Origin of the sequence: Paenarthrobacter sp. FR1 (assembly GCF_051106045.1) — a bacterium.
Taxonomy (GTDB): Bacteria; Actinomycetota; Actinomycetes; order Actinomycetales; family Micrococcaceae; genus Arthrobacter; species Arthrobacter nitroguajacolicus_A.
Genome location: NZ_JBPFSF010000001.1, coordinates 835,206 through 858,947 on the forward strand (window position 1 = coordinate 835,206; position 23,742 = coordinate 858,947).

The following is a 23,742-nucleotide window of genomic DNA, read 5'->3' on the forward strand; positions in this document are numbered from 1 at the left end:
GGGTGTTCCGCTCGTTGACGTTCCCAGTACCAGCCGGAAGACGGTAGCCGCCTGTGCCTCTGTCTTGGTCACGGGTCTGTATTTGGTCACGGCTCTGTCTTTGGTCACGGGTGTGGTCTCCTATCGAATCTTCGGACTAGCAACGTCGAGGACGTCCACTAAGTGAGTGCACGCAGTCTGGTGAACGTGACGTGACCGATGAATGCCCCCTCAGGCGAGGATCTTTCGTATCCCTTTTGTCCCCCAAGAGAGCCTCAAGCCCGGAGTGGGTCGTCAAGGAGACCGGATCCGCTGAATAACTTCTTTGTAGTCGTCAACACTGACGCCGCTTTCGGCGCGCCCCCCTTCTTCAAAAAGGTTGTCTTCGAAGCCAAACAAGAACATGGTCATCCCGCATTCGTCGGCATACTGTGGAGCGGCCCGCAGCTGTTCTGCAAGGCTGTGTGATTCCGGAGAGCCGCCGGTGAACGGAGAGTCGGGAGGTCCCGGGTTCTCCCCCACAAGTCCCAGCCCCGCGCGCCGGGCCAACGCGCTCGTGTAACGGTGCGATGACCAAGATGAGACGTCTTCCATCACCTTGGCGTCGTCGCCCGGTTGACATCGGTCTTGTGGCGGAGCGGCAGCACGCGCTCTGACGTTCGACACGTCGTCCACGCCAGTGAAGTCAACGTCCACCCCCGGCAAGCGTGCCAGAACTGCGAACTGTTCCACGTAGTCCAAGCCGCGTTCCTGGGCGCCGTCCGGGTTTGCCCTCCCGTCCAGGCGGCCTTTTACAGCTGCCGCTCTGTCCTCGGGCAGGACCCCACGGCCAGCAACGGGAACATGCACCCGCCCTTGATAGCCGAGCTTCCGCAGTTCTCCCACCTGCCATGCCACGGCATTAACGACAGATCCGGCGTACCACCCCCACCACCTCTGGACCTGTTCGTCAGTAACGGACCTGCCGTTCCATGTTCTGGAGCCCGGGATCCATCCGGGCATCGGTGACGGTGCCAGCCCCTCAGCCAGGCCGATGCCGAACTGGGGAGCGTCACCAAACGCCCAAAACTCGCCTTCTTTTCCGCCGTCGTCGGGTCCCGGGTACCCCAGCTCCCCACTGGCGTTCGTCCCTACGCGGATTGCGGTAATGCCCGCGAGCCCAAGATCGGACAGCACCCTCGCAAAGTAATCCTGGGCAGCTTTCCGCACTTCTGAGCTGAACACCAACTCTGCCCCGGCATCCTTTGGCGCACCACCGGCGCTTCCCTCCAGCACGCCCCCTTGAAGACCTCTCACCCAATCGGGCGGGTACTGCAAGCCAGGAGACAGAACCACCCCCACTCCGGCTTCGCGGCAATCGTTCAATCGTGCCCGCACCTCGGCAACGTATCCCCGGTCCACCTGTCCCGCCTGCGGCTGGTATCGGTCCCAAGCCATCGGCAATTCCACCGCTGAAGCCCCGGCCGTCCGTAGTGCTGCCAGACGATCGGGAGCGCAAGTGCCGCCCAAAACCCCGAACGACATAGGTTCAGGTTCTGCGGGTTTGGCCCGTGCGCTGCATCCGACGCTCACAGTTACTACCATGGCCGGCAGCAGAATCAAAAGGACAAGGCGCCTCACGGGTAACCGCCGGTGACAGGAGGGATTACCAGCCCTCCATCGACAGCAGCATCCAGCCTGGCTCGGTCCAGCCGCCACACAACAGTGTCCCCCGACGTCGGTCCAGTAAAGGTGAAGACCGGCTGAGCGTTGTCCTGCAGCCAGCCCAGCAGTTCAGGAGCAGCGAATCCGTAGCCCTCACTGAGCGGCCTCCCCTGAGTCAGCACAAAGTCGGCGTTGCCGTCACGAAGGGACTTCAACGAGGGCAAAACCTCCCAACCCTGGTGAGGCAGCAGTGCAAACTCACCAGTTACGGACGTCAGCCCCACCTTCGAGGACTCCGGCAGGACAGCGATCATCCAATCCCGCGCACGGACAAGCCCGTCATCAACCACGGACCGTGCCTGCACACCCAGAAAGAGACTCACAACGGTCATGAGTACCGCTGCAGTGGCAACGGCCCCACGCAGGCGGGGGCGGCACGTCACCACCATGGCCGCGGCAATGGGTATCGAAACCAGCGCGGCAAGCACCACGCAGTAGCCAAACTGCTCCTCTGCCGCCCCGAAGAACACAGAGTAGACGCCAACGGAACCGGTAAAAACCGAGAACAACCCTATGACCCGCCGCTCCACCTGCGGAGACAAAGCGACTACGAATCCCGCCACAACGGAAAGCCCCAGCAGTAGATAGCTTGTGCCGAAACGGCCGGCCATATCCAGCAAACGATCCGTCAGGCTGACCCCTGGGACTGAATTAAAGCCAGTCATCTGAACGGCCCCAACCATTCTGAGGACGCCCACCGACTTTTGATCCAAGAACTGCGAAAACAGCCCGTTGGCCGCAATCACGCTCAAATAGATCAGGTAAGGAACGATTGAACAGCCAAGAATACGCAAGGCTGCCAGCAGAGGAACGGTTCTGCGCCAAAACACGGCGGCCAGCAGCGGCACTACGGTAAACACGGCCGTCATGTCCTTCATGACGATGGCTATCCCGAAAACCAACCCTGCGCTGATTTCAAGCCACATGCGACCGCGCCCCAGCTTGGAGCCGAGCGCCCACAGAGCCAAGAGCCATCCCGTCAAAACAGCCAGACCTGCTGGAGTCTCCATCATCAACCGACCGTCCATCCGGAGGACGAACGGATCACTTGCCAATATGGTGCCCGCTATCGCAGCGGGGACCAGTCCTGCCAGACGGCGAACCAACAGAAAGCAAACCACCACTGTCAGAGCACCAAGGAAAGAATTGACCCAGCGCAGTTGCAAGGCCAGATCCATAGGGTGGCCTTCCAAGCCCAGGACACGAATAATCAGGGCGTTGAACGCATATGAACCCGGAGGATGCAGAAAAAAGGGGGTGCCGGAAAGCGACGGCATGCGGCCTTCCGCTATCTGTTGGGCTATGTCCGCATACGTTACTTCATCGATAAACACGTCGTTGGCACGCTGTACACCGAACACCCTGAACACCACCGCAAGCCATCCCACACACGCCGCAACCCACCACGGATGTCGAATGGCCCAAGGAGACTTCCTTGCGGCCCTCCGGGCCCGGGCCGCCGGTCGATATGGTTCAACCTCCTGCACCGAATTCATGGTGCCCCTCATTGACGCGCTGGAACGCTGATATGACCGGGCACGAAGTAGGTTTCCGGCTTCAAGGGGATCGCCCCACCGGGAAACAGGGCGTCCGCTTGTGTGGCGTATTGCTTGATCCGTTCCGTCTTGGTTGCAAGGCCCTCGTCCCACATCCAAGGCACGTATCCCACACCTTTCATATGGGATTCATCCGGCTGCGACACGAGGTCGTAGGGAAAGTCCGAGTACATCACCAAGTTTTCGCCGTGGCCTGTGCCGACGTCACGGGTAATGAGATGATCCACATGCCTTCCCACCCCCGCGGGGCAAAAGAGCAACTCCGCCTTTGTCTGGGCCATGAGCCCGGCCACATCCCTTCGGAGGTGGCGAACAAGCCCCGTGTCGCCCTTGGAGATCCTGCCCAATGCAATGTCGAACCGGTAGGTGGGGTAACGGTGGGTGAGCTCCGGCAGGAGCCTTTCCCACGCGCTGCTCCCCCATTGCGGGGGTCTACGTCGGCGCCGAAACAGTGCATCCACTTCGCCAAGGTGAATGGAGTGGACACCCATCGATTCCAGTACTGTTCGGTCCTCGGATCGCCGGGCGTTAAACAGCTCCCCGGCGTCCCCGATGGTGCATTGGCGCATGAAGGACCGTGCCGCTCGCGTGTGTGGTGCCGGCGATGCCTCGGTGAAAAGCGTGGCCACGATAATCTGACGCTTTTGGGCCTGCGCCTCGATAAGAGCACCGCAGGACAGCACTGCGTCATCAAGGTGGGGTGACAGGAACAACCAAGGCGCGTCTCCCGCCATGGATCGTTCGATTCTTGATGCGTGCGGCATTCAAGCCCTTTCCTGATAGCCGGCATTTTGCAGCCTGCCTTGTTTCTGGTTCAAAGCACGGAGAGATTCTCGGTAGGAAGTGGCCTGCATCCCGGCGAGCGCATCCCAGTCATAGGCAGCAGCGAACTCCCGTCCGAGCGCGCCAGCCTCCTCCAGCCCGGACTGCACATATCTGCGGGAGATCTCGTCACCGAAGGCGTCAACGTCAAAGGCTTCAACCAGCCACCCCGCGCCGGGCGGCACGATCTCCCGGAGGCAAGGAATGTCAAAGGTGATCACTGGCGTTCCGGTCGCCAATGCATCGATGGCCACTAAGCCGAAGGTCTCGTGCCGGGAAGGCACAACCACTAATCGGGCATCGCTGAGGGCCTGAAACTTTTTCTCTCCAGACAACCACCCGAGCAGGCGCACTCGTTCCGAGAGACCGGCGTCGTCAATGGCTGCGCGCAACGAGGCTTCGTCAGGGCCTGATCCGGCAATGAGCAGGTTGCCATCTATCCGGTTGCAGCACCGTGCCCAAGCCTCCAGGAGGAGATCCAAGCCCTTGTGACCGAACTCCAGGCGCCCCATGAACAAAATGTCCTTGCCAACATGGGGCTCCGGTTTCCATGCCGCCGGATCCACCCCGTTTCCAATCACGTCCACGTGGGCGCCCGGATTCAGGCTGACCAGGCGTTCGGCAATTCCCTGCGAAACCGAGATCAGCCGGCGATGCTTTCGGACACCCAATCTCTCGATCCAGTGCAGTGGCAATTTGTACTGCCGTGCTTTGCCCTCGGCATGAAGCCATTGGACCACTCCGACGGTGGGACGCCTGGTCCATAGTGGTGCGGCCATGGTGGAAAACGGAGCAAAGAAGTCTTCAACCACCAGTTCCGCAGTTGACCGGCGCCTATGTACTTCGAAGGGCAGGCGGGCAACATACGCCAGCAGTCTGGTCAGTCGGCTGCCGCCACCTCCGAAGCCAATCGGAACATAGTGCACACCGTCCTCCTCGCGCTCCTGCCAGCCCGGATATCGGGTGGTCAGCACGGTGACGCGGAAGCCCATTCCCGCCAAGCGGCGGTTGATTTCGTGTGTTCTCACAGATCCTCCGCCTGCTCCAGGCATGCGTGGATCTTCGAAACCCAGATGTAAAACTCTCATCGCTGTCTTTCCGTCTCAATATCTGTGGAGGGCCCAGCCACTGCACTAAGCACAGCGGGACCGGGTCCCTGTTTCACCCATGTGGCGTGCCCGGTACTGCTGGCGGCCTCCATCCGTATTCCGTCTGTGGGCACGGCGTCTCCGGGAGATCCTGAAATCGTTCCTGTGCGGCAGCAGGCCGCGCTGGTGGGCAAGAACCGCAAGCCCACTGAATGCGGCCAGCATGAGCCACACCATTGGTTGCAGCAGCGCGGCGACCGCAAGGGCCGAGATCAGGGCGAACGCCAGAACCACCAACTTGCCGGCGCCCGGTCCTGTATCAGCGGTCACCAACACGGGACGCGCAAGAATTGCCAGGACCACCCCGGACATCACGGCCCCGACGGCCGAGCCCACCGCCATGCCAGTGACGGCATTGAGCTGCCACCCGATCCACAGCCCGCCCACCACCAGAAGGCACGCCAAAGCGAGGCCGATTTGGCAGCGGCGGTAGGCCCGTATGGCGAGCAGGATGGTGGCAAGCACCATCAGGACGGCGTAGCCCAGACCGGACGCGGCCAGCCATGGCAGGAGGCCCAGGGAAGCGTGGTATTTCTGCGGGACTATCAGGCCGGCCATCTGGGGCGGCGCGGTAGCGATAATGGCGAAAGCCACCACCACGAGTTGCCCGAACGAAGCGAAGGAAGCGCCAAGCACCTCTCCAACCTTGACGCCAGGAGTGCGGAGCAGGGGGAATGCCACCAACGCCGTTCCGGCCGCGACGTACACCGGCCCCTTGGCGATAGTGGCCAGCGCCTGGAATCCTGCCGCGGCGGCCGAGCCGTTATCAAGGAAGCCGACCACCACGACGTCGATGCCCACCAGCACGGAAACGACGCACAGAACGGACGCGATATCGCTGGTTTCCGCCCAACGCCATTTCTCCAGCAAGACCCGCGGACGCCAGCGAAGATCCCGGTAGAACGACCATGGGACAACCAACGGGGCCAGGCACGCCACAACGAAGCCCATGACCGCCCCACCTGCACCCCACGCCATCACAATGACCAACAGGCTGAAGATCAACCTGAGGACAACCTCGCCAACAGTGGACACGGCATACCACATGAAGCGGAGCTCGCCCTGCAGCCATCCGGCGGGCGCATTGACTATGAAGATGGCCAGTGCAGCCAACCCCACGGCAGCAGCCATAGCCGGAGTGGCGAGCGCAAGCATCACGCTGCCCGTGATGATGGCAGCGGCAATACCCGCCAGGCACGATACGAAGACCGAGAAGGCCATGCCACTCTGCCGCTCATCGGATCCTTGCGGATGTACTGCCACAACATGCGACAGGGGAAGTGGCACCAGCGCGTTGGCTACGACTCCCACAACCCCAAGAATCATTGCGGCGGCGGCGAATTGCGTGTAGTCCGCTGTTCCCAGCATGTTGGCCATGAGCAGCGTGCAGGCATAGCTCACCACGCCCACTACTCCCGCGGATATGGCAAGGAAGCCGCTGTTTTCAGCTATGTTGACGTCTTGACCTTGAGTTCTGTCCCTGCGTTCGGCTCGGGGCCTTTCACGCACGGCTATGGTCATGGATTGCTGGGATTCATCCACGATCCTGCTACCGCTACTGTCCATCGAAGGCGTCGGCTGGCGTGAACGGACTCCCCGGTCCAGCAAGCAAGGTGCCAGGGCCGGCCGGGCGGAGTTCCGCCGCGGGCACGCCAATTTTCTTCACGACGGCGAAGGCCTCGAATTCGTCCCGGCCTTTCATCAGGACTGAAATGTGCCCATCATCGGTCAGCGCAACTTCGTCCGTTGGCCGAAGGATGGTGGCGAGGTTGGCCCCGGGCGGCACTTCGAAGCGCACCATCGTGGATAGATCCGAGTGCCGTGCACGCCCGTCCCCGCCTTCGCGTCGAACCTTTCCTTCTTCCAGGAGCACGCCCGTGAGCAGTCTTGTGCTGCGGTCCCAGGTAAAGCTGCCGGCCCACTCCCGGCACTCGGCGGAAGTCTCCAATGCTGCATCCGGTTCCGACATTGCTGTGATCGCTTCAATCATGGCCGCCCCGAACTCCTTGGGCGTGTCAACCAGCCAACCGGTCCTGCCGTCTACTACGGAGTCCCGGATACCAGGAACGCGGAGTGCCAGGCACGGCACACCCCAAGCCGCGGCTTCGATCACAGAGCAGCCCCAGCCTTCCGAAGCCGACGTGGAGGCGGTCAGCCAAGCCCTGCTCAGCAACTCGTCACGAACCTCGTTGGATTGGTAGCCATGGAAAGTCACGGCGTGGTCCAGGCCCAAGTCCATGGCGAGCTGCTGCAGGCGCGCACGTTCCGGGCCATCGCCGACGATGTCCAGCCGCAGGTTCGGCACGCTGCGGGCAGCCACAGCGAACTGGCCCAGCAACAGGTCCAGCCGTTTGTGAGGCACCAAACGGCTGACGACGGCGATGGTGGGCTCAGGCGTACGGGGCGCCACTACCCGGGGAATATCGATAGTGCCATTCGGCACCACATGGATGGCTCCCGAGAATCCGAGCTTCCGCAGTTCCTGCCGCGTGGAAGGTGACACCGCCACGATGGCCCGCTGCCCGTATACCGTTTTGGCTCCGGTGTTCTCAAGGAACCGACCCACTGCGGCCAGCGGCGGGGAGAACCGGGTGCGGAACTGCTCTTGGTGAACGTGGTGGACCAATTGAATGATGGGAATTGATCGCGGCAGGAACAACGGGGAAAAGAACGGGATGCCGTTTTGGCAATCCACCACGGCATCAAACTGACCGCTGGTGCGCAGAAGCCTGACAGCGGATTGTCCATAGATGGATAGCGGCCCGCCTCCGCGAAGGATTCGGATGCCGTCAATGACTTCCTCCATGGACTGGCCGGAGTCGCGCCCAGTAAACCACGTGACCTGAACTCCGTTTTGCACCCACCTCTTGGAAATCTCATGCATGTACTGCTCGGCGCCGCCTGCTTGTGAATGCTGGATGTCGCGCCAGTTGAGAACCAGTACGTGTTTTCCGGCGAGTTTGGTTGGGGAATTCAGGTCGGTGAACGCATCCGTCATAGTGTTGCTTTCTGAAGTTGGATCACCGACGCGAAGCTGGCGACACCGTCCTGGAACGGACGGAATGTTGACTCGGCACCGTCTGTCCAAGCGACAGGAAGCTCAATGATGCTGGCCTCGTTGTCCTGCAGTCGAAGCAAAAGCTCCACGTCAAAGGCGAACCCTGTGCTGCGGCACTGAACCATGGCGGCAGTGAGGGCGTCCCGTTCGAAGAATTTGAATCCGCACTGTGTGTCCTGGATGCCCTTGACCTTTGACTTGGTCAAGACCCGGAACGCCTTACCACCCACACGGCGCCCGAAATGTTGGGGTCGGACCAATCTGGAGCCTGGGGCGTGGCGGGAGGCTATGACCGCAGCTGCTCCGTCGGAAAGGTGCGTCATGACTTCCGTAAGCGTGTCCAGCGGCGTGGCGAGATCCGCGTCAAAGAAGCCTGTGAACCGGGAGGTACCGCTGAGGAGGCCGCGGCGGACGGCTGCCCCCTTCCCGCGACGGGAGCACCCCACAACGGAAATGGGAACCTCGTCCCCTTTTTCACGGGATATCCGGCGCACAACAGCCGCGGTCTCGTCCACGCTGCCGTTGTCCACCACCACGATGCGGGAGGACCAAGGCTGGTTGGCCAGAAAATCGACGGTCTGCGTCAAGGTGTTGGGAATCCTTGCGGCCTCGTTGTAGGCCGGAATAACAACTTCGAGATCCACCTGGGATCGGCGCAAAGAGTCTGAACGTCGACGTGCTTGAAGGCCTCCCCTCTTTCCGATGTGAACGCTGTGCGAGTGAAGCAGGGCCATCTGAACCTCCTACTGTCTATTCGGGAACGGTACGAAATCGTGCTCGCAATATAAGGAGTGGGCGCAGCACGCAAGTCATGACGGCAATCTGGGTTGAAGATTCAAGTCATCGACGGCTCTCACTAATCCGGGGAAGCCCCGGCGCTCTGAGCGAAATCAGTGGTTCGGTGTCTGAGCCCGTCGATAGAGTGGCCCCATGAGCCACACGTCTTCCGCCGCCGCCTCCGCCACGGAATCAGCAGTCCAGCCTCCCGTCGCCAAACTGGTCCCCACCCGCCGCGAACACCACGGCGACGTCTTCGTGGACAACTACGAATGGCTCAGGGACAAAGAATCGCCGGAGGTTGTAGACCACCTCAAGGCGGAGAACGCCTATCAGGAGGCAGTCACCGCGCATCAGGAACCATTGCGCGAGGCCATGTTCCAGGAGATCAAGGGCCGCACCCAGGAGACGGATCTGTCCGTGCCCAGCCGGAAGGATGGCTGGTGGTACTACAGCCGTTCGGTAGAGGGCAAGGAGTACACCATCCAGTGCCGCGTGCTGGCCCGGAACACCGGCGACCCCGTGGCGGACTGGACTCCCCCGCCCGTTGAAGCCGGCGTGGAACTTCCCGGCGAGCAGGTGCTCCTGGACGGCAATGTGGAAGCTGAAGGCCAGCCCTTCTTCAGCGTTGGCGGCGCCGCCGTGACCGTTGACGGCAACCTCTATGCCTACGCCGTGGACAACTCCGGAGACGAGCGGTTCACCCTGCGGATCAAGGACCTGCGTACCGGCGAACTCCTCCCGGACGTCATCGAGGACATCTTCTACGGAGTGGCTTTCTCCCCGGATGGCGCACGCCTCTTCTACACCGTGGTGGATGATTCCTGGCGCCCCTACCAGGTGAAGGCACACGTCCTGGGAACGCCGGTCACCGAGGATGAGGTTCTGTACCAGGAGGACGACGTCGCCATGTGGCTGGGCTTCGACCTCGCCTCCGACCGCCGTCACCTGGTGCTCAGCATCGGTTGCTCCGAGTTCAGCGAAACCCGGCTGCTCCGCTTCGACGACTACGCCGCGGGCCTCAGCACCGTCATCCCGCGCGACCACCACGTGCTCTACGAGGCCGAGCCCTTCCTCCTGGATGGCAAGGAGACACTGCTCCTGACCCACAACAAGGACGCCATCAACTCCATGGTGAGCCTGGTGGACCCGGAAGAGCTCACCAAGCCACTCGACGAGCAGGACTGGCGGACCGTCGTCGAACATTCCTCTGACGTGCGCGTCAACGGCGCGGGCGTGACGTCCACCCACCTGGTCCTTTCCGTCCGCAAGGACACCATAGAGCGCGTGCAGGTGCTGCCCTTGGCAGGGCTCGGCACTCCCGCTCAGGCCGCGCCGGTTGAGCCTGCCTTCGACGAGGAGCTCTACACGGCCGGAGTTTCCGGCTCGGACTACGAGGCTCCCGTGATCCGCATGGGCTATACGTCCTACTTCACGCCGTCCCGCGTCTACGACTTTGTCCTGCCGACAGCCGAACTGCCTGCCGGCCAATTGCTGCTCCGCAAGGAAAGCCCTGTCCTGGGCGGCTACTCCGCGCAGGATTACGTCGCCACCCGTGAATGGGCCACCGCCGACGACGGCACCCGGGTTCCGTTGTCATTGCTGCGGCACGCGTCGGTGCAGCAGGATGGAACCTCTGCCGGGCTGGTCTACGGCTACGGCTCCTACGAAATGAGCATGGATCCCGGCTTCGGCGTTGCCCGGTTGTCACTCCTGGACCGCGGGATCGTGATGGTCATCGCCCACATCCGCGGCGGCGGCGAGCTGGGACGCCAGTGGTACGAGGATGGCAAGAAACTCACCAAAAAGAACACCTTCACGGACTTCATTGCGGCCACGGACTGGCTGGCAGGCTCAGGTTGGGTGGACCCTGCCCGTGTTGCCGCCATGGGCGGATCCGCCGGTGGCCTGCTCATGGGTGCCGTCGCCAACATGGCTCCGGAAAAGTACGCTGCCGTGGTGGCGCAGGTTCCGTTCGTGGACGCCTTGACCACCATTCTGGATCCCGAGCTCCCTTTGTCCGCCCTGGAATGGGAGGAATGGGGCAACCCGATCACGGATCCCGAGGCCTACGCGTACATGAAGTCCTACACTCCGTACGAGAATGTGGGGGCCGTGGCCTACCCCAAGATCGCTGCCGTGACGTCCTTCAATGACACCCGCGTGCTCTACGTCGAGCCGGCCAAATGGGTTCAGGCGCTCCGGTCCGTCTCCACAGGATCCGAGCCCATCGTGATGAAGATCGAGATGGACGGCGGGCACGGAGGTGCGTCAGGACGATACGTCCAGTGGCGCGAGCGGGCCTGGGACTACGCTTTCGTGGCCGACTCCGTAGGGGCTACCGAACTCCTGCCTGGGGCAGGGCTCAAATAGCTGCTCACCCTGGTTGGCGCGCCCGGAGCAAAGCGTAGTAGCCCGGGATCACGTCCGAGGCCGACGGATTGCCGAGCGGCCGCGTTTCGATGCTCGCTGAGCCTTCCTCCACAAGGTTCCAGTCCGCCGTCGGAAACGCCTTGGCACGTTGTGCAGCCCCGAAGCGCCCAGGCATGGGCAACCCGCGGATGGCCCACTCAAGCGGCGCCGGAATGGATTTCCGGGTGGCACCCAGATGGCTGACGTAATCAACGGGGGTGCCTGGGAAGTTGGTTTCCGCCAGGAAAACGCCGCCGCGGGTCCCGACGACGGGCAAGAGGTTCACTGCCAAAGCAGAACGGCCGTCGAGGTCCAGTACGTGCAGGACTCCGCGGATGAACACGTTCGCTTCACCGGTCCAGCCTGCCTCTTTGAGTGCCGCCGCGACAGTCTGCGCAGCGTCAGGTGCCGTCATGTCGCACACGGCGAAGGACGCCGTCGTAACATCCGCTGACTCCAGCCGTGCGCGGTCCACGGCGTTCGCGGAGTAGTCCAGCCCCACAGCGAGCGGGAAGTGCTGCGCCAGCAGCCGGGTGAAGCTGCCGTTCCCACACCCGACATCCACCACAGGCAGGGCCGGGTCCAAGTGCGCCAACGTAGGCAGGTAGCCGTTCAGTTCGTGATCGCTGCCCGAGTCCCATAGGACATCGCCCGTGGCACCGGTGGAACGGATGTTGCCCCAGTACTGGTCCCAGGCAGTTCGCGGATCCTTGGGAGCAGCCGAAGAAAGCCTGATGAGGCGTGGAATCAGCAGGTACTTCCTGAAGGCGGAGAACATCCTCCAAATATATGTGGCGTTAGGCCTCCACCAACCACTCAAGCGCTTCCGTTTCCGATGTGAAGAACTTGGTGGGGCAGGGCGGCTTCATGATGCCCAGGAAGAAGTTGGCAATGACCCGATCCACGGGCGATGAACCCCAGAGGGCGATGCGGTTGGCCTGGCATGGTTTGGCGAACACGGACCTGGCTCCCCTCGTCACGTCGTCCGTGGTTGCCATGTCCACGATCATCGGGTGGCGGTCCTCCCCGCAGAGCTCATTGACCCGGTCCATGGCCCGCTGCGCGTCGGATTCCTGGATCCTGGCGCCGCGCGGCCACGTGAGTCGCAGGATGCCCGGCTCTTCGAGCTCCAGCTGGAACGTCACCTGCTGATGATCCTGAGGTGTTGCTGGGTGGTCCACGTTGCTCCTCTTGCCTTTCGCCTGCAGGGAAGGCGGACATGCTTGCCCTGCTGATTCCCCTAAGGCTGTCGAATCCGGCTCCCAAAGTAAAGGTGTGTCCCACGACTCATCCGGCTCATTTGGTGCACGGCCACACCTGTCCGCAATGCCGCTGATAGGGTGTTGCCACATCAGGAATTACTGTGGGATGAGCGTTGGAACGGAAGGGGCTCAGTGGGCGAGACCGGTGCCGATGTACAGCATTCCCGTTCCGCAGTAGTGGCGGATTCCGATGAGGACCGCCTGGCCGGGACCACAGCTGCGCTCTCATCAGCGGGATTCGACATTTTCCCAGCAGCGGACAGCGCATCCATTGCCTCCCGCATCAGGCAACACAGCCCTGACGTCGTGGTGGCGGAAAGCTCCTTGGCACACGGGCTCCACAACCCTGGAGCTCCCGTGCTGCTGCTCCTCTCGGCACAAGAATCCGTGGACCTTGCCGAGATGGAGTCCTGGCGTGTAGCGGACTACATCATCAGCCCGGTACGTGACGGAGAGCTCATCCATCGCGTCGAAACCTTGATCGGCCGTGCCAAGGAACGGGCACGCTCCCGTGGCGAAATCGAAGCGCTGCGGGAAAGCCTCCGAAATGTCTCCTCTGCCATCCGGGAGACAAACGACCCCCAACTGATTGCGGACCATGTGGTGCGTGGCTTCGGCGAGGCCCTGGGCGTGGACCACGTGTGGTTCGCTACGTTCCGCGACGAACGGGTCCCGAGTATCCGGGCGCAATGGAATGCGGCCAACGTGCCTCTGCTTCCCGCGAAGCTGGGGGACAGCGAGAACATCATCACCGAGACGGCCAACAAGCTATGGGCTGAAGCCGATGTCCTGGCGGTAACAGACCATCGCGAGGACCCGGACTCGGAGATCGCCAAGGCGCTCCGGGAGTGGTCCTGCGAACTTACGCCCGTCTCCACCGTGCTGCTTCCCGTGGGCGAAGGCGCCTCCGCCATGGGCATCATCCTCCTGAGCACCGTGCAAGAGCGTCACGACTGGACCCGCCCGGAGATCGCCTTGATGCAGCACGTGGCCGGCAACGTGGCCCACGGCCTCATACAAGGCCACCTCATCAGCGCCCAACAGCGGGTACTCCACCAGCTGAGGCAGTTGGACAAAGCCAAGACCGAGTTCCTGGCCACCGTCAACCACGAACTCAGGACTCCGCTCACCTCGATCACCGCCTACCTGGACATGATCCAGGACGGTTCCGGCGGGCCGGTCCCGGAGGGCATCGGTAAGATGCTGGACGTCATCGCACGCAACTCGAACCGCTTGCGCAAGCTCATCGAAGACATGCTCACGGTCTCCATGCAGGACGCCAGCAACTTGGACCTCAAACCGGTGGATATCGCCAAACTACTCCAAGTGGTGGTCGCGACTCTTCGACCTCTGGCGGAGTCCCGCCACGTCTCTCTGTCCTTCACGGAGGCAACCGAGGACATTGAAGTGACGGCCGACGAAGCAAAACTGGAACAGGTCTTCACCAACATCGTGGCCAACGCCATCAAGTTCACGCCCGAGGGCGGCCGCGTGGGCATCACCAGCACGGTGTCAGCTGCTGAGGATGGCGGGCTGGCAGCACTCGTGAAAGTTGCTGACAATGGCCTGGGGATCCCCGAGCACGATCTGCCGCACATCTTCACGCGCTTCTACCGTGCTTCAAATGCCACCTCGGCCGCCGTTCCCGGCAGCGGACTCGGTTTGGCGATCGCCCACGACATCATCAGCCGCCACATGGGGCGCCTGCTCCTGGATTCCACTTTGGGATCCGGGACCACGGTATCCGTGGAGCTACCCGTGGGCGGACCGTAGCTCCGTCGGCCTGTGACAACTGTGTCAATGCCTGGCCCGTTCATGTGTTCTGCCGTCACTAAAGCGCGACATGCAGCGAAACAAAACTGATGCCCCGGACTGGAGCCCGGGGCATCAATTTACGTCAAGTGGCCCTTGAGGGGCGCTCCCCCAATGTTTAGTTCGGCCACCATCCGATGCTGGTGGTGTTCGTCTTGCCTGTGGTGGTGCTGTTCGGCCACCAGCCGATTGCCGTGCTGTCCTGCGTAGGCTCGGCATTAGCCGGAGCAGCGAATCCCGTTACTGCCAGAACCGCCGCCATGAGCAGGGTTGCCGCAAATTTTTTCATCCGCTATGCCCTTTCGTACTGATGCGAATTTGTTGACTGTGACTTGAATAAAGTCACGGGGCAAACTATACGAGCTTTTCTTCTTCAATGACATGGATAATGGGCATATGCACAGTCCCCAGTTAGCCTCCCACCACGTTGCCGGTCTCACGGCGCGCGCCAAATGGAAGGAACGGGACTTCGATGAAGCCTTTCGCCTGGCAGGCGACGCCGCAGAGCTCTCCACGCTCGCCGGGGATGAGGAATCCTGGTGGAACATGCGGTACCTCCAAGCCGAATGCCTCCGGGATCAAGGCCGGATTGAGGAGTACCTCAGCCTGGCAGTGGAGCTCAACGACCACAGCCTGACAGCCACGTCGCCCGAACTCGGCGCCAAAGCAGGCACCATGGTAGCCATAGCTTTCCAAGGCCTTGGCCGACTTGCCGAGGCCGCCACCATGGCTGCTGACGCGGCGAAGCTGGCTGCACGCGAGTCCGACCTGGTCTACGTCCAGATCCTTGCCCAACGCGCCCTGATCGCCGCCCTGGCCGAAAGCAGGCTCCTGGACGATGCTTGGCGGGAGTGCCTGGTCCTGGAAACACTGCTGACCGACGATGTTGACGAAGACACCGCGGGCAAAGGCTATTGGGTCATTGGAAACGTTGCTTTCCTGGCTGACCGCGTGGCTGACGGAGGGCTCTATCACGACCTTGCCGCCGAGAGGCTCTCGCCGTCAAAAGACGTTGATTTATGGGCGCGTTTCAACCGGGCTTCCGCTGAAATGCGGCTTCAGGCGAAACTCAGTGACGCCGCGACCCTGCGCTGCATTGAAAGGGCCGAGCTCGCCACGGACATTGTGGGTGGCTCCGAACGCGACCATTTGGAAATGTCCCTGGTCCGCGCCCATTGGTATTTCCTCAGTGGGGATATGCAGCAGGCTGCGGCAATCCTTGAACCCCTCTGCACACGGTCCTCGATATTAGCCAAGCAAACTTCCGCCGAGGCACACTTCCTGCTTGCCCGGACATTGCTGGCGTCCGGGCGGCGAGAGGAAGCACTTGCTACATTCGAAGAAGCAGCCTCGTTGTTCGAACAAGCAGCTTTGCCCGAACGCAGTGTGGCTGTCCGGGAGCATCTGCGCCATGTCGATGAGCAAAGAGGCCGGCCACACGGGGAGTGAGCATGTCCGAAGAGAAAATGTACTCCGGCGACGACCCCCGCTTGGGGTTGCTCTTGGAAGGCATCGTCAGGCTGGCCGCTGGGGATCTCAACACCAGGATCGAAGTCTCGGACGCACGCGATGAAATCGATGCTGTGATCATGGGAACCAACCTCCTGGCCGAAGACCTCCAGATCGTGTACGAAGAGCTCGAACAAAGGGTGCAGGCCCGGACGCAGCAGCTCAACGAAGCCCACTTGGCGATGCAACACATGGCCATGACTGATCCGCTGACCGGCCTGCACAACCGCTCCGCCTTCGCCTCCGCCTTGAGCGAAGCCCAAGCCGTTGGGGAGGAACGCGGCACCCGTGCGGCCATACTCCTGTTGGACATGGACGGATTCAAGGCCATCAACGACTCCTTGGGCCACACCATCGGCGACAAAGTCCTGGAAACCGTAGCCAATCGCATCAGCGGGGCCGTTCGCGGCCAAGACATGGTGGCCCGGATGGGCGGGGACGAATTCGCTGTCCTGATCCCGGACGTGACCCCTGCGGTGGCGGCCTCCATTGGCAACCGCATCCTCGCTGCAGTGGTGGCCGTCATGGAGATTGAGGGTCAGCATCTCCGCTGTGGTGCCAGCATGGGCCTCCGGATGGCCGACCCCGGCCAGAGGGCGGAAGAGCTGATGATGGAAGCAGACATCGCCATGTACGAGTCCAAGGCTGATGGACGCGGCAAGCTCAAAGTGTTTGAACCGGCCATGTTGCATGCCCGGCAGATGCGGAACCAATTGGTGGGCGAGCTCAAAGACGCGATCGCGGGCTCGCAACTGGTGCTCTACTACCAGCCCATCATCCGCCTGGACACCCGCGGAATTGAAGGTGTGGAAGCCCTGGTCCGGTGGAACCACCCTTCCCGTGGGATCATCATGCCGGACGAGTTCATCCCCATCGCCGAGGAAACGGGAATGATCTCCGACCTGGGCGGCTGGGTGCTCCGCACCGCCGTCGAACAGTTGAAGAAATGGCGCAGCGACCCCCTGACGGCGAGCCACGACTTCACCATGCGCATCAACGTATCGGCTGCAGACTTGCAGCGACTGGAGTTCATCGAAGACGTGCGGGACGCCCTGGCCTCCGCCGATCTGGACCCCTCGCTCCTGGTCCTTGAACTGACCGAAAGCGCCGTCATCCAGGGCAACGACCTGGACCGTTATACGCTCATGAGCCTGCGCCGCCTGGGCGTGGGACTGGAAATCGACGACTTCGGCACGGGCTACTCCTCCATCAGCTATCTCCGGCGGTTGCCCGTAGACGCGGTGAAGGTGGATCGGACGCTTCTTTCGGCCTTGGGCAGCGACCCGTCGCAGCCCGCCCTGCTTGCCGCCGTGCTGCAACTCATCCGGGCATGCGGCCTGAATGCCGTGTGGGAGGGCATCGAAGACGCCGGGCAGGCCGAGTATCTCTTGAGCATCGGTTGCACCAGCGGCCAGGGATACTACTTCAGCCGGCCGCTGCCCGAGGAGCAGCTGACCGACCAGCTGAAGCACCACAAGGCGTGGCCTGTCAGCTGATGGTCCGGGTCCATGGATGGTGCCGCGTGCGCCACTCCGAGTCCAGAATGGCGTAGATGTTCTCGGTGGCCCACTGGCCCTTGTAATGCCAGTTGTCCACCAAGGTTGCTTCGAGCCGCATGCCCAAGCGCTGACAAATACCGGCCGACCCTACATTCAAGGCATCCAGCTTCGCATCAACGCGGTGGAAGGAAAACTGCTCGAACGCAAGCTTCAGCACGGCCTCGGCCGCCTCAGTGGCAATGCCGTGGCCGCGGGCGTCCGGGTGCAGGATCCAGCCGAGCTCGGCTTGGCCGGTCCCCTCCAGCCACTTCAGCACCACCTCACCCATCAGGCCCGGCTGGTCCTTGCGCTCGATAGCCAGGCAAACCCAGTCCCCTTCCTGGTTGAACTCGAAATTCGCGTACCGGCCAAGGACTTCCATGGACTTGGTCTTGGTCAGCTCATTGCGCAAAAGGAACCGCGCAGTCTCGGGCAGCGATTGGTAGCCGTGGAAACGGTCGAGGTCTTCAGCCTCGAAGCGCCGCAGGACAAGTCGATCAGTGATGATGGGAAGCTCAATTTCGGGCATGCACTCGAGGCTACTAGCTATGGCTGAATCGTGGTCCAGTCTTGACACGTGGCGCGATCTGGGATTACCTAATGAACATTCGGTAAATAAAGCTGGAGGCAATGACGCATGGTTGAAACAACCCTCTCCGGTGCTTCGCACCACATCCTGACGAACGACTACGCGTCCGAATGGATGGGCATCGAAGTCCTCAAGATCGACGACGGCCATGCCACCATCCGCATGCACCTCCGCCAGGAAATGCTCAACGGTTTCGGCATGGCACACGGCGGAATGATCTTCGCCTTCGGTGACACCGCCTTTGCCCTGGCCTGCAACCCGGCCAACCCCACGCCCAAGCAAGCTGCCAACATCACTGTGGCGTCCGGCGTCGACATCAACTTCATCAAGCCGGCGTTCCAAGGCCAGGTGATCACCGCCGTCGCAGACCGCCGCGCGAGTACCGGCCGCAGCGGCCTGTACGACATCCAGATCTACGCGGCCGACGCCGATGCCACCCCGGACACCGCGCCCGGCGAACTCATTGCTGAGTTCCGAGGCCGCAGCCGCACTATCTCCAAGAAGTAGGAACCTCATGACCCAGAACACCGTGGCCGCACCCACAGCTTCCCCATCGAAGGCAACTGCTCCCGTGCTGGACCGTGAAGAGACCATCTCCCGCGACGAACTGGAGGCCCTGCAGCTCAGCCGCCTCCAGCACACGGTGGCCTACGCGTACGATCGCGTTCCGCTGTACAAGCGCAAGTTCGACGAAGCCGGCGTGCACCCGTCGGACCTCCGCGAGTTGAGCGACCTTGGCAAGTTCCCCTACACCACCAAGGAAGACCTGCGCCTGGAGTACCCCTTCGGCATGTTCGCCGTCCCGCAGGACCAGGTGGCGCGCATCCACGCCAGCTCCGGCACCACCGGCCGTCCCACAGTGGTGGGCTACACCAAGAACGACCTCGCCAACTGGGCAACCCTGGTGGCCCGTTCCTTCCGCGCTTCCGGAGTCCGGCCCGGCATGAAGGTCCACAACGCCTACGGTTACGGCCTCTTCACCGGCGGCCTGGGCGCTCACGCCGGCGCCGAAGCGCTCGGCTGCACCGTCATTCCGATGTCCGGCGGCCAGACCGAACGCCAGATCCAGCTCATCCAGGACTTCAAGCCGGACGCCATCCTGGCCACGCCGACCTACCTGTTGACCATTGCGGACGCCATGGCACACCAGGGCATCGACCCCACCTCCACCTCGCTCAAGTACGCAGTGCTCGGCGCCGAACCGTGGACCGAAGAGATGCGCCACGAACTCGAGGTCACCATGAACATCAAGGCCTCGGACATCTACGGGCTCTCCGAGGTCATGGGCCCGGGCGTTGCCGGCGAGGCTGTTGAAACGCAGGACGGCTGCCACATCTGGGAAGACCACTTCCGCCCCGAAATCATCGACCCCTTCGATCACTCCACGGTCCTGGACGACGGCGAACCCGGAGAACTCGTGTTCACATCCTTGACCAAGGAAGCTCTGCCGATCATCCGCTACCGCACCAAGGACCTTACCCGCCTGCTTCCCGGCACCGCACGCCCCGCTCACCGCCGGATGGGCCGCATCACCGGTCGCAGCGACGACATGATCATCCTCCGCGGCGTGAACCTCTTCCCGTCGCAGATCGAAGAAATCGCCCTGCGCATCCCGGAGCTCAGCCCGCACTTCCAGCTCGAAATCACCCGCCCTGAGGGCAAGCGCATGGATTCACTGACTGTCAAGATTGAGCGCCGCGAGAACGTTCCGTCCGAGGCAGGCACGACGGCGGCACACACCTTGCGTGAGCAGATCAAGATTCACGTCGGGTCATCTTGCGTCGTTGATGTGGTGGAGCCCGGTTCCCTTGAGCGCTCCAACGGCAAGCTCCGCCGCATCTACGACATGCGTCCCAAGGGCTGAGCGCCTTCCGCCGTTGAGATCGTGAGAAAATGCCAGCATGCCTACTGAGACCACCACCAAGCGCGGACGGCCCGGTTACGACCAGCAGTCGGTGCTCCGCATCGCCGTCGACGTGTTCAACCGCCACGGGTACGATGCAACGTCCATGGGCATCCTGGCCGAGAACCTGGGGATCTCGAAGTCAGCCATCTACCACCACGTGCCGTCCAAGGGCGATCTCCTGAAGCTCGCCCTGGACCACGCGCTGGGCGGCCTGGAGGCCATCCTTGAAGAGCCCGCGGCAACGTCGGGTCCCGCTGACGCGCGGCTCGAATTCGTGTTGCGGCAGACCATTGCGGTCCTGGTGGACAGGCTGCCGTTCGTGACCCTGCTGCTGCGTTTGCGCGGCAACACGGAGATCGAGCGGGACGCACTGGAACGCCGGCGTGCGTTCGACCACAAGGTGGCTGAGCTGATCTCGGCTGCCCGTGAGGACGGCTCCTTGCGCCAGGACATCGATCCCCGCACGGTCACGCGCCTGCTGTTCGGCACCATCAACTCGATCGTTGAGTGGTACAAGCCCGGAGGCTCCCTGTCCCCTGAAAAGCTCGCGGACGACGTCATCACCATGGCCTTCGACGGGCTCCACACGGCCGCCTGAGCCTCTCTCACCTCCCACACCCCAACCCGCCAACCCTCACTCACATCCCACACCCCAACCCGCCAACGCTCACTCACATCCCACACCCCAACCCGCCAACCCTCACTCACATCCCACACCCGACCGGCCGTCAGAGAGCAAACACCAGTCCTCGGGTCCGCCGTGACGGCTTCCTGGGGGTGTCTTCATAACGATGGATCCGGGGTTGGCCTGACACGCCAAACGTTGGCCTGCGGGGAGGACTGATCATGAGCGAGGCCATGGGTTCCAAGGGTCACTGAGGTGGATCAGCAAGAGTTGGTGACCGAGATTGGCCCGGTGGAGATCGATGTGCCCCGGGATACCGGGTCCACGTTCGATCCCCCAAACGATGAAGAAGCGACAGCGTCGGACGACCGTCGTCGACGGAATCGTTCTGTCCTTGAGCGCGAAAGGGCTCACTACCGCGAAGATTGCGGCGCATTTCGCCTGCGTGTTCGGCGGGACGGTTTCCAAGGACACCATCTCCGGGATCACCGTGAAGGTCGTAGGGGAAATGACCGAGTGGCAAAACCATCCTATGGACTGTGTGCTCGCGGGGACTGTGTGCTCGCGGCGATGTCCATCGACGCGATCAATACAGCCTGGCCCCCAGCCGTGGTTCGGACCCGACTCTGGCACGACGCCTGGAGCGAGTTCATGCTCTTCCTGGGCTACGACGTCGCGATCAGAAAAGTCATACGCGCAGGAAGTGAGAGAGCGCCACCCCAAAACCCCACGGGACATGAGAGAGCGCCACCCCAAAACCCACGGGACATGAGAGAGCGCCACCCCAAACCCCACGGGAGGTGAGAGAGGGTTACTTCTCCACGAGGGTCAGGACGTCGTAGGTGGCCACGATCTCGTCGTTCTGGTTGGTCAGGACGGCGTCCCAGGCCACCTCGCCGTATTCGTCGGTCTCACGCGGGGTGATCTTCTTGGCCGTCAGCGTGACGCGGATGGAGTCGCCGGCCGCAACGGGGGTGATGAAGCGCAGGTTCTCCAAGCCGTAGTTGGCCAGCACGGGACCCGGCGCGGGCTCCACAAAGAGTCCGGCTGCCCAGCTCAGCAGCAGGTAACCGTGGGCCACGATGCCGGGGAAGAACGGGTTGGCCTCGGCAGCTTCCTGGTTGGTGTGCGCGTAGAACGTGTCCCCCGTGGAGTTGGCGAAGGCGGTGATGTCCTCGAGGGTCACCTGGCGCAGCTCCGAACGCACGGCGTCACCGATGCGGAGGGTCGAGAGGTGCTTCCGGAACGGGTGCTCGCCTTCTGTCTCAACAGTAAAGTTGCGGTCAGCGCCGGTGTGCCACTGGCCAGTCACCGCGGTCAGCATGTTGGGCGAGCCCTGGATGGCGGTGCGCTGCATGTGGTGCAGGACAGAACGGATGCCACCCAGTTCCTCGCCACCGCCGGCGCGGCCCGGACCGCCGTGGACCAGGTGCGGGACGGGCGAGCCGTGGCCGGTGGACGTGCGGGCGTCTTCACGGTTGAGCATGTGGACGCGGCCATGGTGGGCAGCGATGCCCATGACCAGCTCGCGGGCCACAGCGGGATCGTTGGTGCAGACGGAGGCTACCAGCGAACCGGAGCCGCGGGCGGCCAGTCGGACGGCATCGGCAACGTCGGAGTAGCCGATCACCGAAGAAACAGGACCGAAGGCTTCAAGGGAGTGGACTTCCTCGGCTTCGGCATCAGCCCAGCTGAGGAGGACCGGCGACATGAACGCGCCGTCCTCCACCACGCCTACGGTGCCGCCAACCGAGGTGACCGACGGCGCATCAAGAGATCCGTACGCAAGCTCACCGCCGGCGTCGAGCATTGACTGAACGGCAGCGCGGACGTCGGCGAGCTGCTCCAGCGACGCCAGGGCGCCCATGGTGACGCCCTCGGCGCGCGGGTCGCCGACGACCACGCGCTCGGTGATGCGGGCTCCGACGGCGGCCGCGACATCAGCGGTCAACTCCTGTGGAACGATGATGCGACGGATGGCGGTGCACTTCTGCCCTGCCTTGACGGTCATCTCGGTGACGACGGCTTTGATGAAAGCGTCGAACTCGGGTGTGCCGGGGACGGCGTCGGGGCCGAGGATTGCGGCGTTGAGGGAGTCGGTCTCGGAAGTGAACCGGACGCCTCCCTGCACCACGTTGTTGTGGCTCTTGAGGGAGTTGGCGGTGGACGCGGAACCAGTAAAGGAGACGAGGTCGCGGTAGTCGAGTTCGTCCAGGATGGTTCGGGCGGACCCGGAGATCAGCTGGAGGGAGCCTGCCGGAAGGATGCCGGACTCGATGATCGCCTTGACCGCAGCAGCGGCAACGTAGCCCGTGGGCGTAGCCGGCTTCACGATGGTGGGGACACCGGCCAGGAAGGACGGTGCGAATTTCTCCAGCATGCCCCAAACAGGGAAGTTGAAGGCATTGATCTGCACGGCGACGCCCGGAATGCGGGTGTAGATGTGCTCGGCAACGAATGAGCCATCCTTGGACAGGGTTTCCATGGGGCCGTCCACCACCACCTGCGAGTTGGGCAGTTCACGGCGGCCCTTGGAACCGAAGGTGAAGAGCACGCCAATGCCGCCGTCGATGTCGATCATGTTGTCGATCTTGGTGGCGCCTGACTGCGACGACGACGCGTACAGTTCCTCGCGCCGGCCGTTCAGGTACATGGCAAGCTCTTTGAGCTTGAGCGCGCGCTGGTGGAACGTCAGCTTCCCAAGTTCTGCCTGGCCTGTGGTCCGGGCAAAGTTCACGACGGCGGACAGGTCCAGGCCGTCGGTGCTCACGTTCGCCAGGACTTCTCCGGTGCTGGCGTCACGAACCGGGACCTTCTTCGCATCAGGTGCCGGGGTCCACCAGGCATCCTGGACGTAGCTGGGGACGGTGGCAACGGCTGTGGTTTCCGGGGCGACTGCGGTAGTGGTCATCGTCGACGGGTCCTTCCAAGGCACAGGAAATCGGCACGGTCAGAGTGTGACTGGAGCCAACATTACTGACCGGCCGTTCGGTAATATATACAGGGTACATGAATGCCCGGAGGAGTACAGCAGTTATTTCCCGG

Annotated in this window: 19 protein-coding genes and 1 pseudogene; 8 read left to right on the top strand and 12 right to left on the bottom strand. The window is 62.6% G+C overall.

Translation table 11 applies throughout. The features are described from left to right. Positions 1 to 273: 273 nt before the first annotated feature. From ACR30Z_RS03880 to ACR30Z_RS03910, 7 genes are all read right to left on the bottom strand, one after another. Entirely contained in the window at positions 274 to 1,416 is a 1,143-nt protein-coding gene (locus ACR30Z_RS03880) for a hypothetical protein (protein ID WP_434371285.1), read from the bottom strand. 179 nt (positions 1,417 to 1,595) lie between these two features. Then, a complete protein-coding gene (locus tag ACR30Z_RS03885; RefSeq protein WP_434371286.1) occupies positions 1,596 to 3,071 on the bottom strand; it encodes an ArnT family glycosyltransferase in 1,476 nt (491 codons plus the stop codon). A 116-nt stretch (positions 3,072 to 3,187) separates the two neighbouring features. Beyond that, positions 3,188 to 4,003: a PIG-L deacetylase family protein gene (locus ACR30Z_RS03890; RefSeq protein WP_244296743.1), complete on the bottom strand. Its 816-nt coding sequence runs from the start codon at positions 4,001 to 4,003 to the stop codon at positions 3,188 to 3,190. Further along, entirely contained in the window at positions 4,004 to 5,089 is a 1,086-nt protein-coding gene (locus ACR30Z_RS03895) for a glycosyltransferase family 4 protein (protein WP_434371287.1), read from the bottom strand. Between the two features lie 105 nt (positions 5,090 to 5,194). Next, a complete protein-coding gene (locus tag ACR30Z_RS03900; protein ID WP_434371288.1) occupies positions 5,195 to 6,751 on the bottom strand; it encodes a lipopolysaccharide biosynthesis protein in 1,557 nt (518 codons plus the stop codon). A 13-nt stretch (positions 6,752 to 6,764) separates the two neighbouring features. Then, positions 6,765 to 8,207 carry a glycosyltransferase family 4 protein gene (locus ACR30Z_RS03905; RefSeq protein WP_434371289.1) on the bottom strand — a complete coding sequence of 481 codons (1,443 nt, stop codon included), beginning with the start codon at positions 8,205 to 8,207 and terminating at the stop codon, positions 6,765 to 6,767. Continuing rightward, the gene (locus ACR30Z_RS03910; protein WP_144650677.1) at positions 8,204 to 9,001 is read right to left on the bottom strand and encodes a glycosyltransferase; all 798 of its coding nucleotides are present in this window, start codon (positions 8,999 to 9,001) and stop codon (positions 8,204 to 8,206) included. Before ACR30Z_RS03910 ends, ACR30Z_RS03905 begins: the two co-directional genes overlap by 4 nt. 196 nt (positions 9,002 to 9,197) lie before the next feature. Here ACR30Z_RS03910 and ACR30Z_RS03915 point away from each other — a divergent pair, with 196 nt between their 5' ends. Then, a complete protein-coding gene (locus tag ACR30Z_RS03915) occupies positions 9,198 to 11,417 on the top strand; it encodes a S9 family peptidase (RefSeq protein ID WP_434371290.1) in 2,220 nt (739 codons plus the stop codon). Between the two features lie 4 nt (positions 11,418 to 11,421). Here ACR30Z_RS03915 and ACR30Z_RS03920 read toward each other — a convergent pair whose 3' ends face one another. Both ACR30Z_RS03920 and ACR30Z_RS03925 read right to left on the bottom strand, forming a co-directional pair. Continuing rightward, positions 11,422 to 12,234 carry a class I SAM-dependent methyltransferase gene (locus tag ACR30Z_RS03920; RefSeq protein WP_434371291.1) on the bottom strand — a complete coding sequence of 271 codons (813 nt, stop codon included), beginning with the start codon at positions 12,232 to 12,234 and terminating at the stop codon, positions 11,422 to 11,424. A gap of 19 nt (positions 12,235 to 12,253) precedes the next feature. After that, a complete protein-coding gene (locus ACR30Z_RS03925; protein ID WP_144650686.1) occupies positions 12,254 to 12,637 on the bottom strand; it encodes a DUF7793 family protein in 384 nt (127 codons plus the stop codon). A 213-nt stretch (positions 12,638 to 12,850) separates the two neighbouring features. Here ACR30Z_RS03925 and ACR30Z_RS03930 point away from each other — a divergent pair, with 213 nt between their 5' ends. Next, entirely contained in the window at positions 12,851 to 14,491 is a 1,641-nt protein-coding gene (locus tag ACR30Z_RS03930) for an ATP-binding protein (protein ID WP_434371292.1), read from the top strand. 157 nt (positions 14,492 to 14,648) lie between these two features. Here the strand turns inward: ACR30Z_RS03930 and ACR30Z_RS03935 are convergent, their stop codons facing one another. Continuing rightward, entirely contained in the window at positions 14,649 to 14,819 is a 171-nt protein-coding gene (locus ACR30Z_RS03935; RefSeq protein ID WP_017199100.1) for a hypothetical protein, read from the bottom strand. A 107-nt stretch (positions 14,820 to 14,926) separates the two neighbouring features. Between ACR30Z_RS03935 and ACR30Z_RS03940 the strand changes: the two genes are divergently transcribed. Together ACR30Z_RS03940 and ACR30Z_RS03945 are read left to right on the top strand one after the other, a co-directional pair. Continuing rightward, entirely contained in the window at positions 14,927 to 15,979 is a 1,053-nt protein-coding gene (locus ACR30Z_RS03940) for a hypothetical protein (RefSeq protein ID WP_434371293.1), read from the top strand. Between the two features lie 2 nt (positions 15,980 to 15,981). Continuing rightward, positions 15,982 to 17,535 carry a putative bifunctional diguanylate cyclase/phosphodiesterase gene (locus ACR30Z_RS03945; RefSeq protein ID WP_434371294.1) on the top strand — a complete coding sequence of 518 codons (1,554 nt, stop codon included), beginning with the start codon at positions 15,982 to 15,984 and terminating at the stop codon, positions 17,533 to 17,535. On the opposite strand, the gene ACR30Z_RS03950 is transcribed toward ACR30Z_RS03945, so the two are convergent. Continuing rightward, entirely contained in the window at positions 17,528 to 18,106 is a 579-nt protein-coding gene (locus tag ACR30Z_RS03950) for a GNAT family N-acetyltransferase (RefSeq protein ID WP_434371295.1), read from the bottom strand. The genes ACR30Z_RS03945 and ACR30Z_RS03950 overlap by 8 nt on opposite strands. Before the next feature lie 108 nt (positions 18,107 to 18,214). On the opposite strand from ACR30Z_RS03950, the gene ACR30Z_RS03955 reads away from it, so the two are divergent. The 4 genes and pseudogenes from ACR30Z_RS03955 to ACR30Z_RS03970 all read left to right on the top strand — a co-directional run. Next, a complete protein-coding gene (locus ACR30Z_RS03955; RefSeq protein ID WP_144650701.1) occupies positions 18,215 to 18,673 on the top strand; it encodes a hotdog fold thioesterase in 459 nt (152 codons plus the stop codon). Between the two features lie 7 nt (positions 18,674 to 18,680). Then, complete coding sequence (paaK, locus tag ACR30Z_RS03960) at positions 18,681 to 20,030, top strand: phenylacetate--CoA ligase PaaK (protein WP_144650704.1); 1,350 nt, start codon at positions 18,681 to 18,683, stop codon at positions 20,028 to 20,030. Positions 20,031 to 20,067: 37 nt separating this feature from the next. Continuing rightward, the gene (locus tag ACR30Z_RS03965; protein ID WP_089596031.1) at positions 20,068 to 20,670 is read left to right on the top strand and encodes a TetR/AcrR family transcriptional regulator; all 603 of its coding nucleotides are present in this window, start codon (positions 20,068 to 20,070) and stop codon (positions 20,668 to 20,670) included. A gap of 297 nt (positions 20,671 to 20,967) precedes the next feature. Next, positions 20,968 to 21,235, top strand: a pseudogene (locus tag ACR30Z_RS03970) (transposase); the annotation flags it as partial. A gap of 273 nt (positions 21,236 to 21,508) precedes the next feature. Here the strand turns inward: ACR30Z_RS03970 and paaZ are convergent. Then, positions 21,509 to 23,608: a phenylacetic acid degradation bifunctional protein PaaZ gene (gene paaZ, locus ACR30Z_RS03975; protein ID WP_144650713.1), complete on the bottom strand. Its 2,100-nt coding sequence runs from the start codon at positions 23,606 to 23,608 to the stop codon at positions 21,509 to 21,511. Between the last annotated feature and the right edge of the window lie 134 nt (positions 23,609 to 23,742).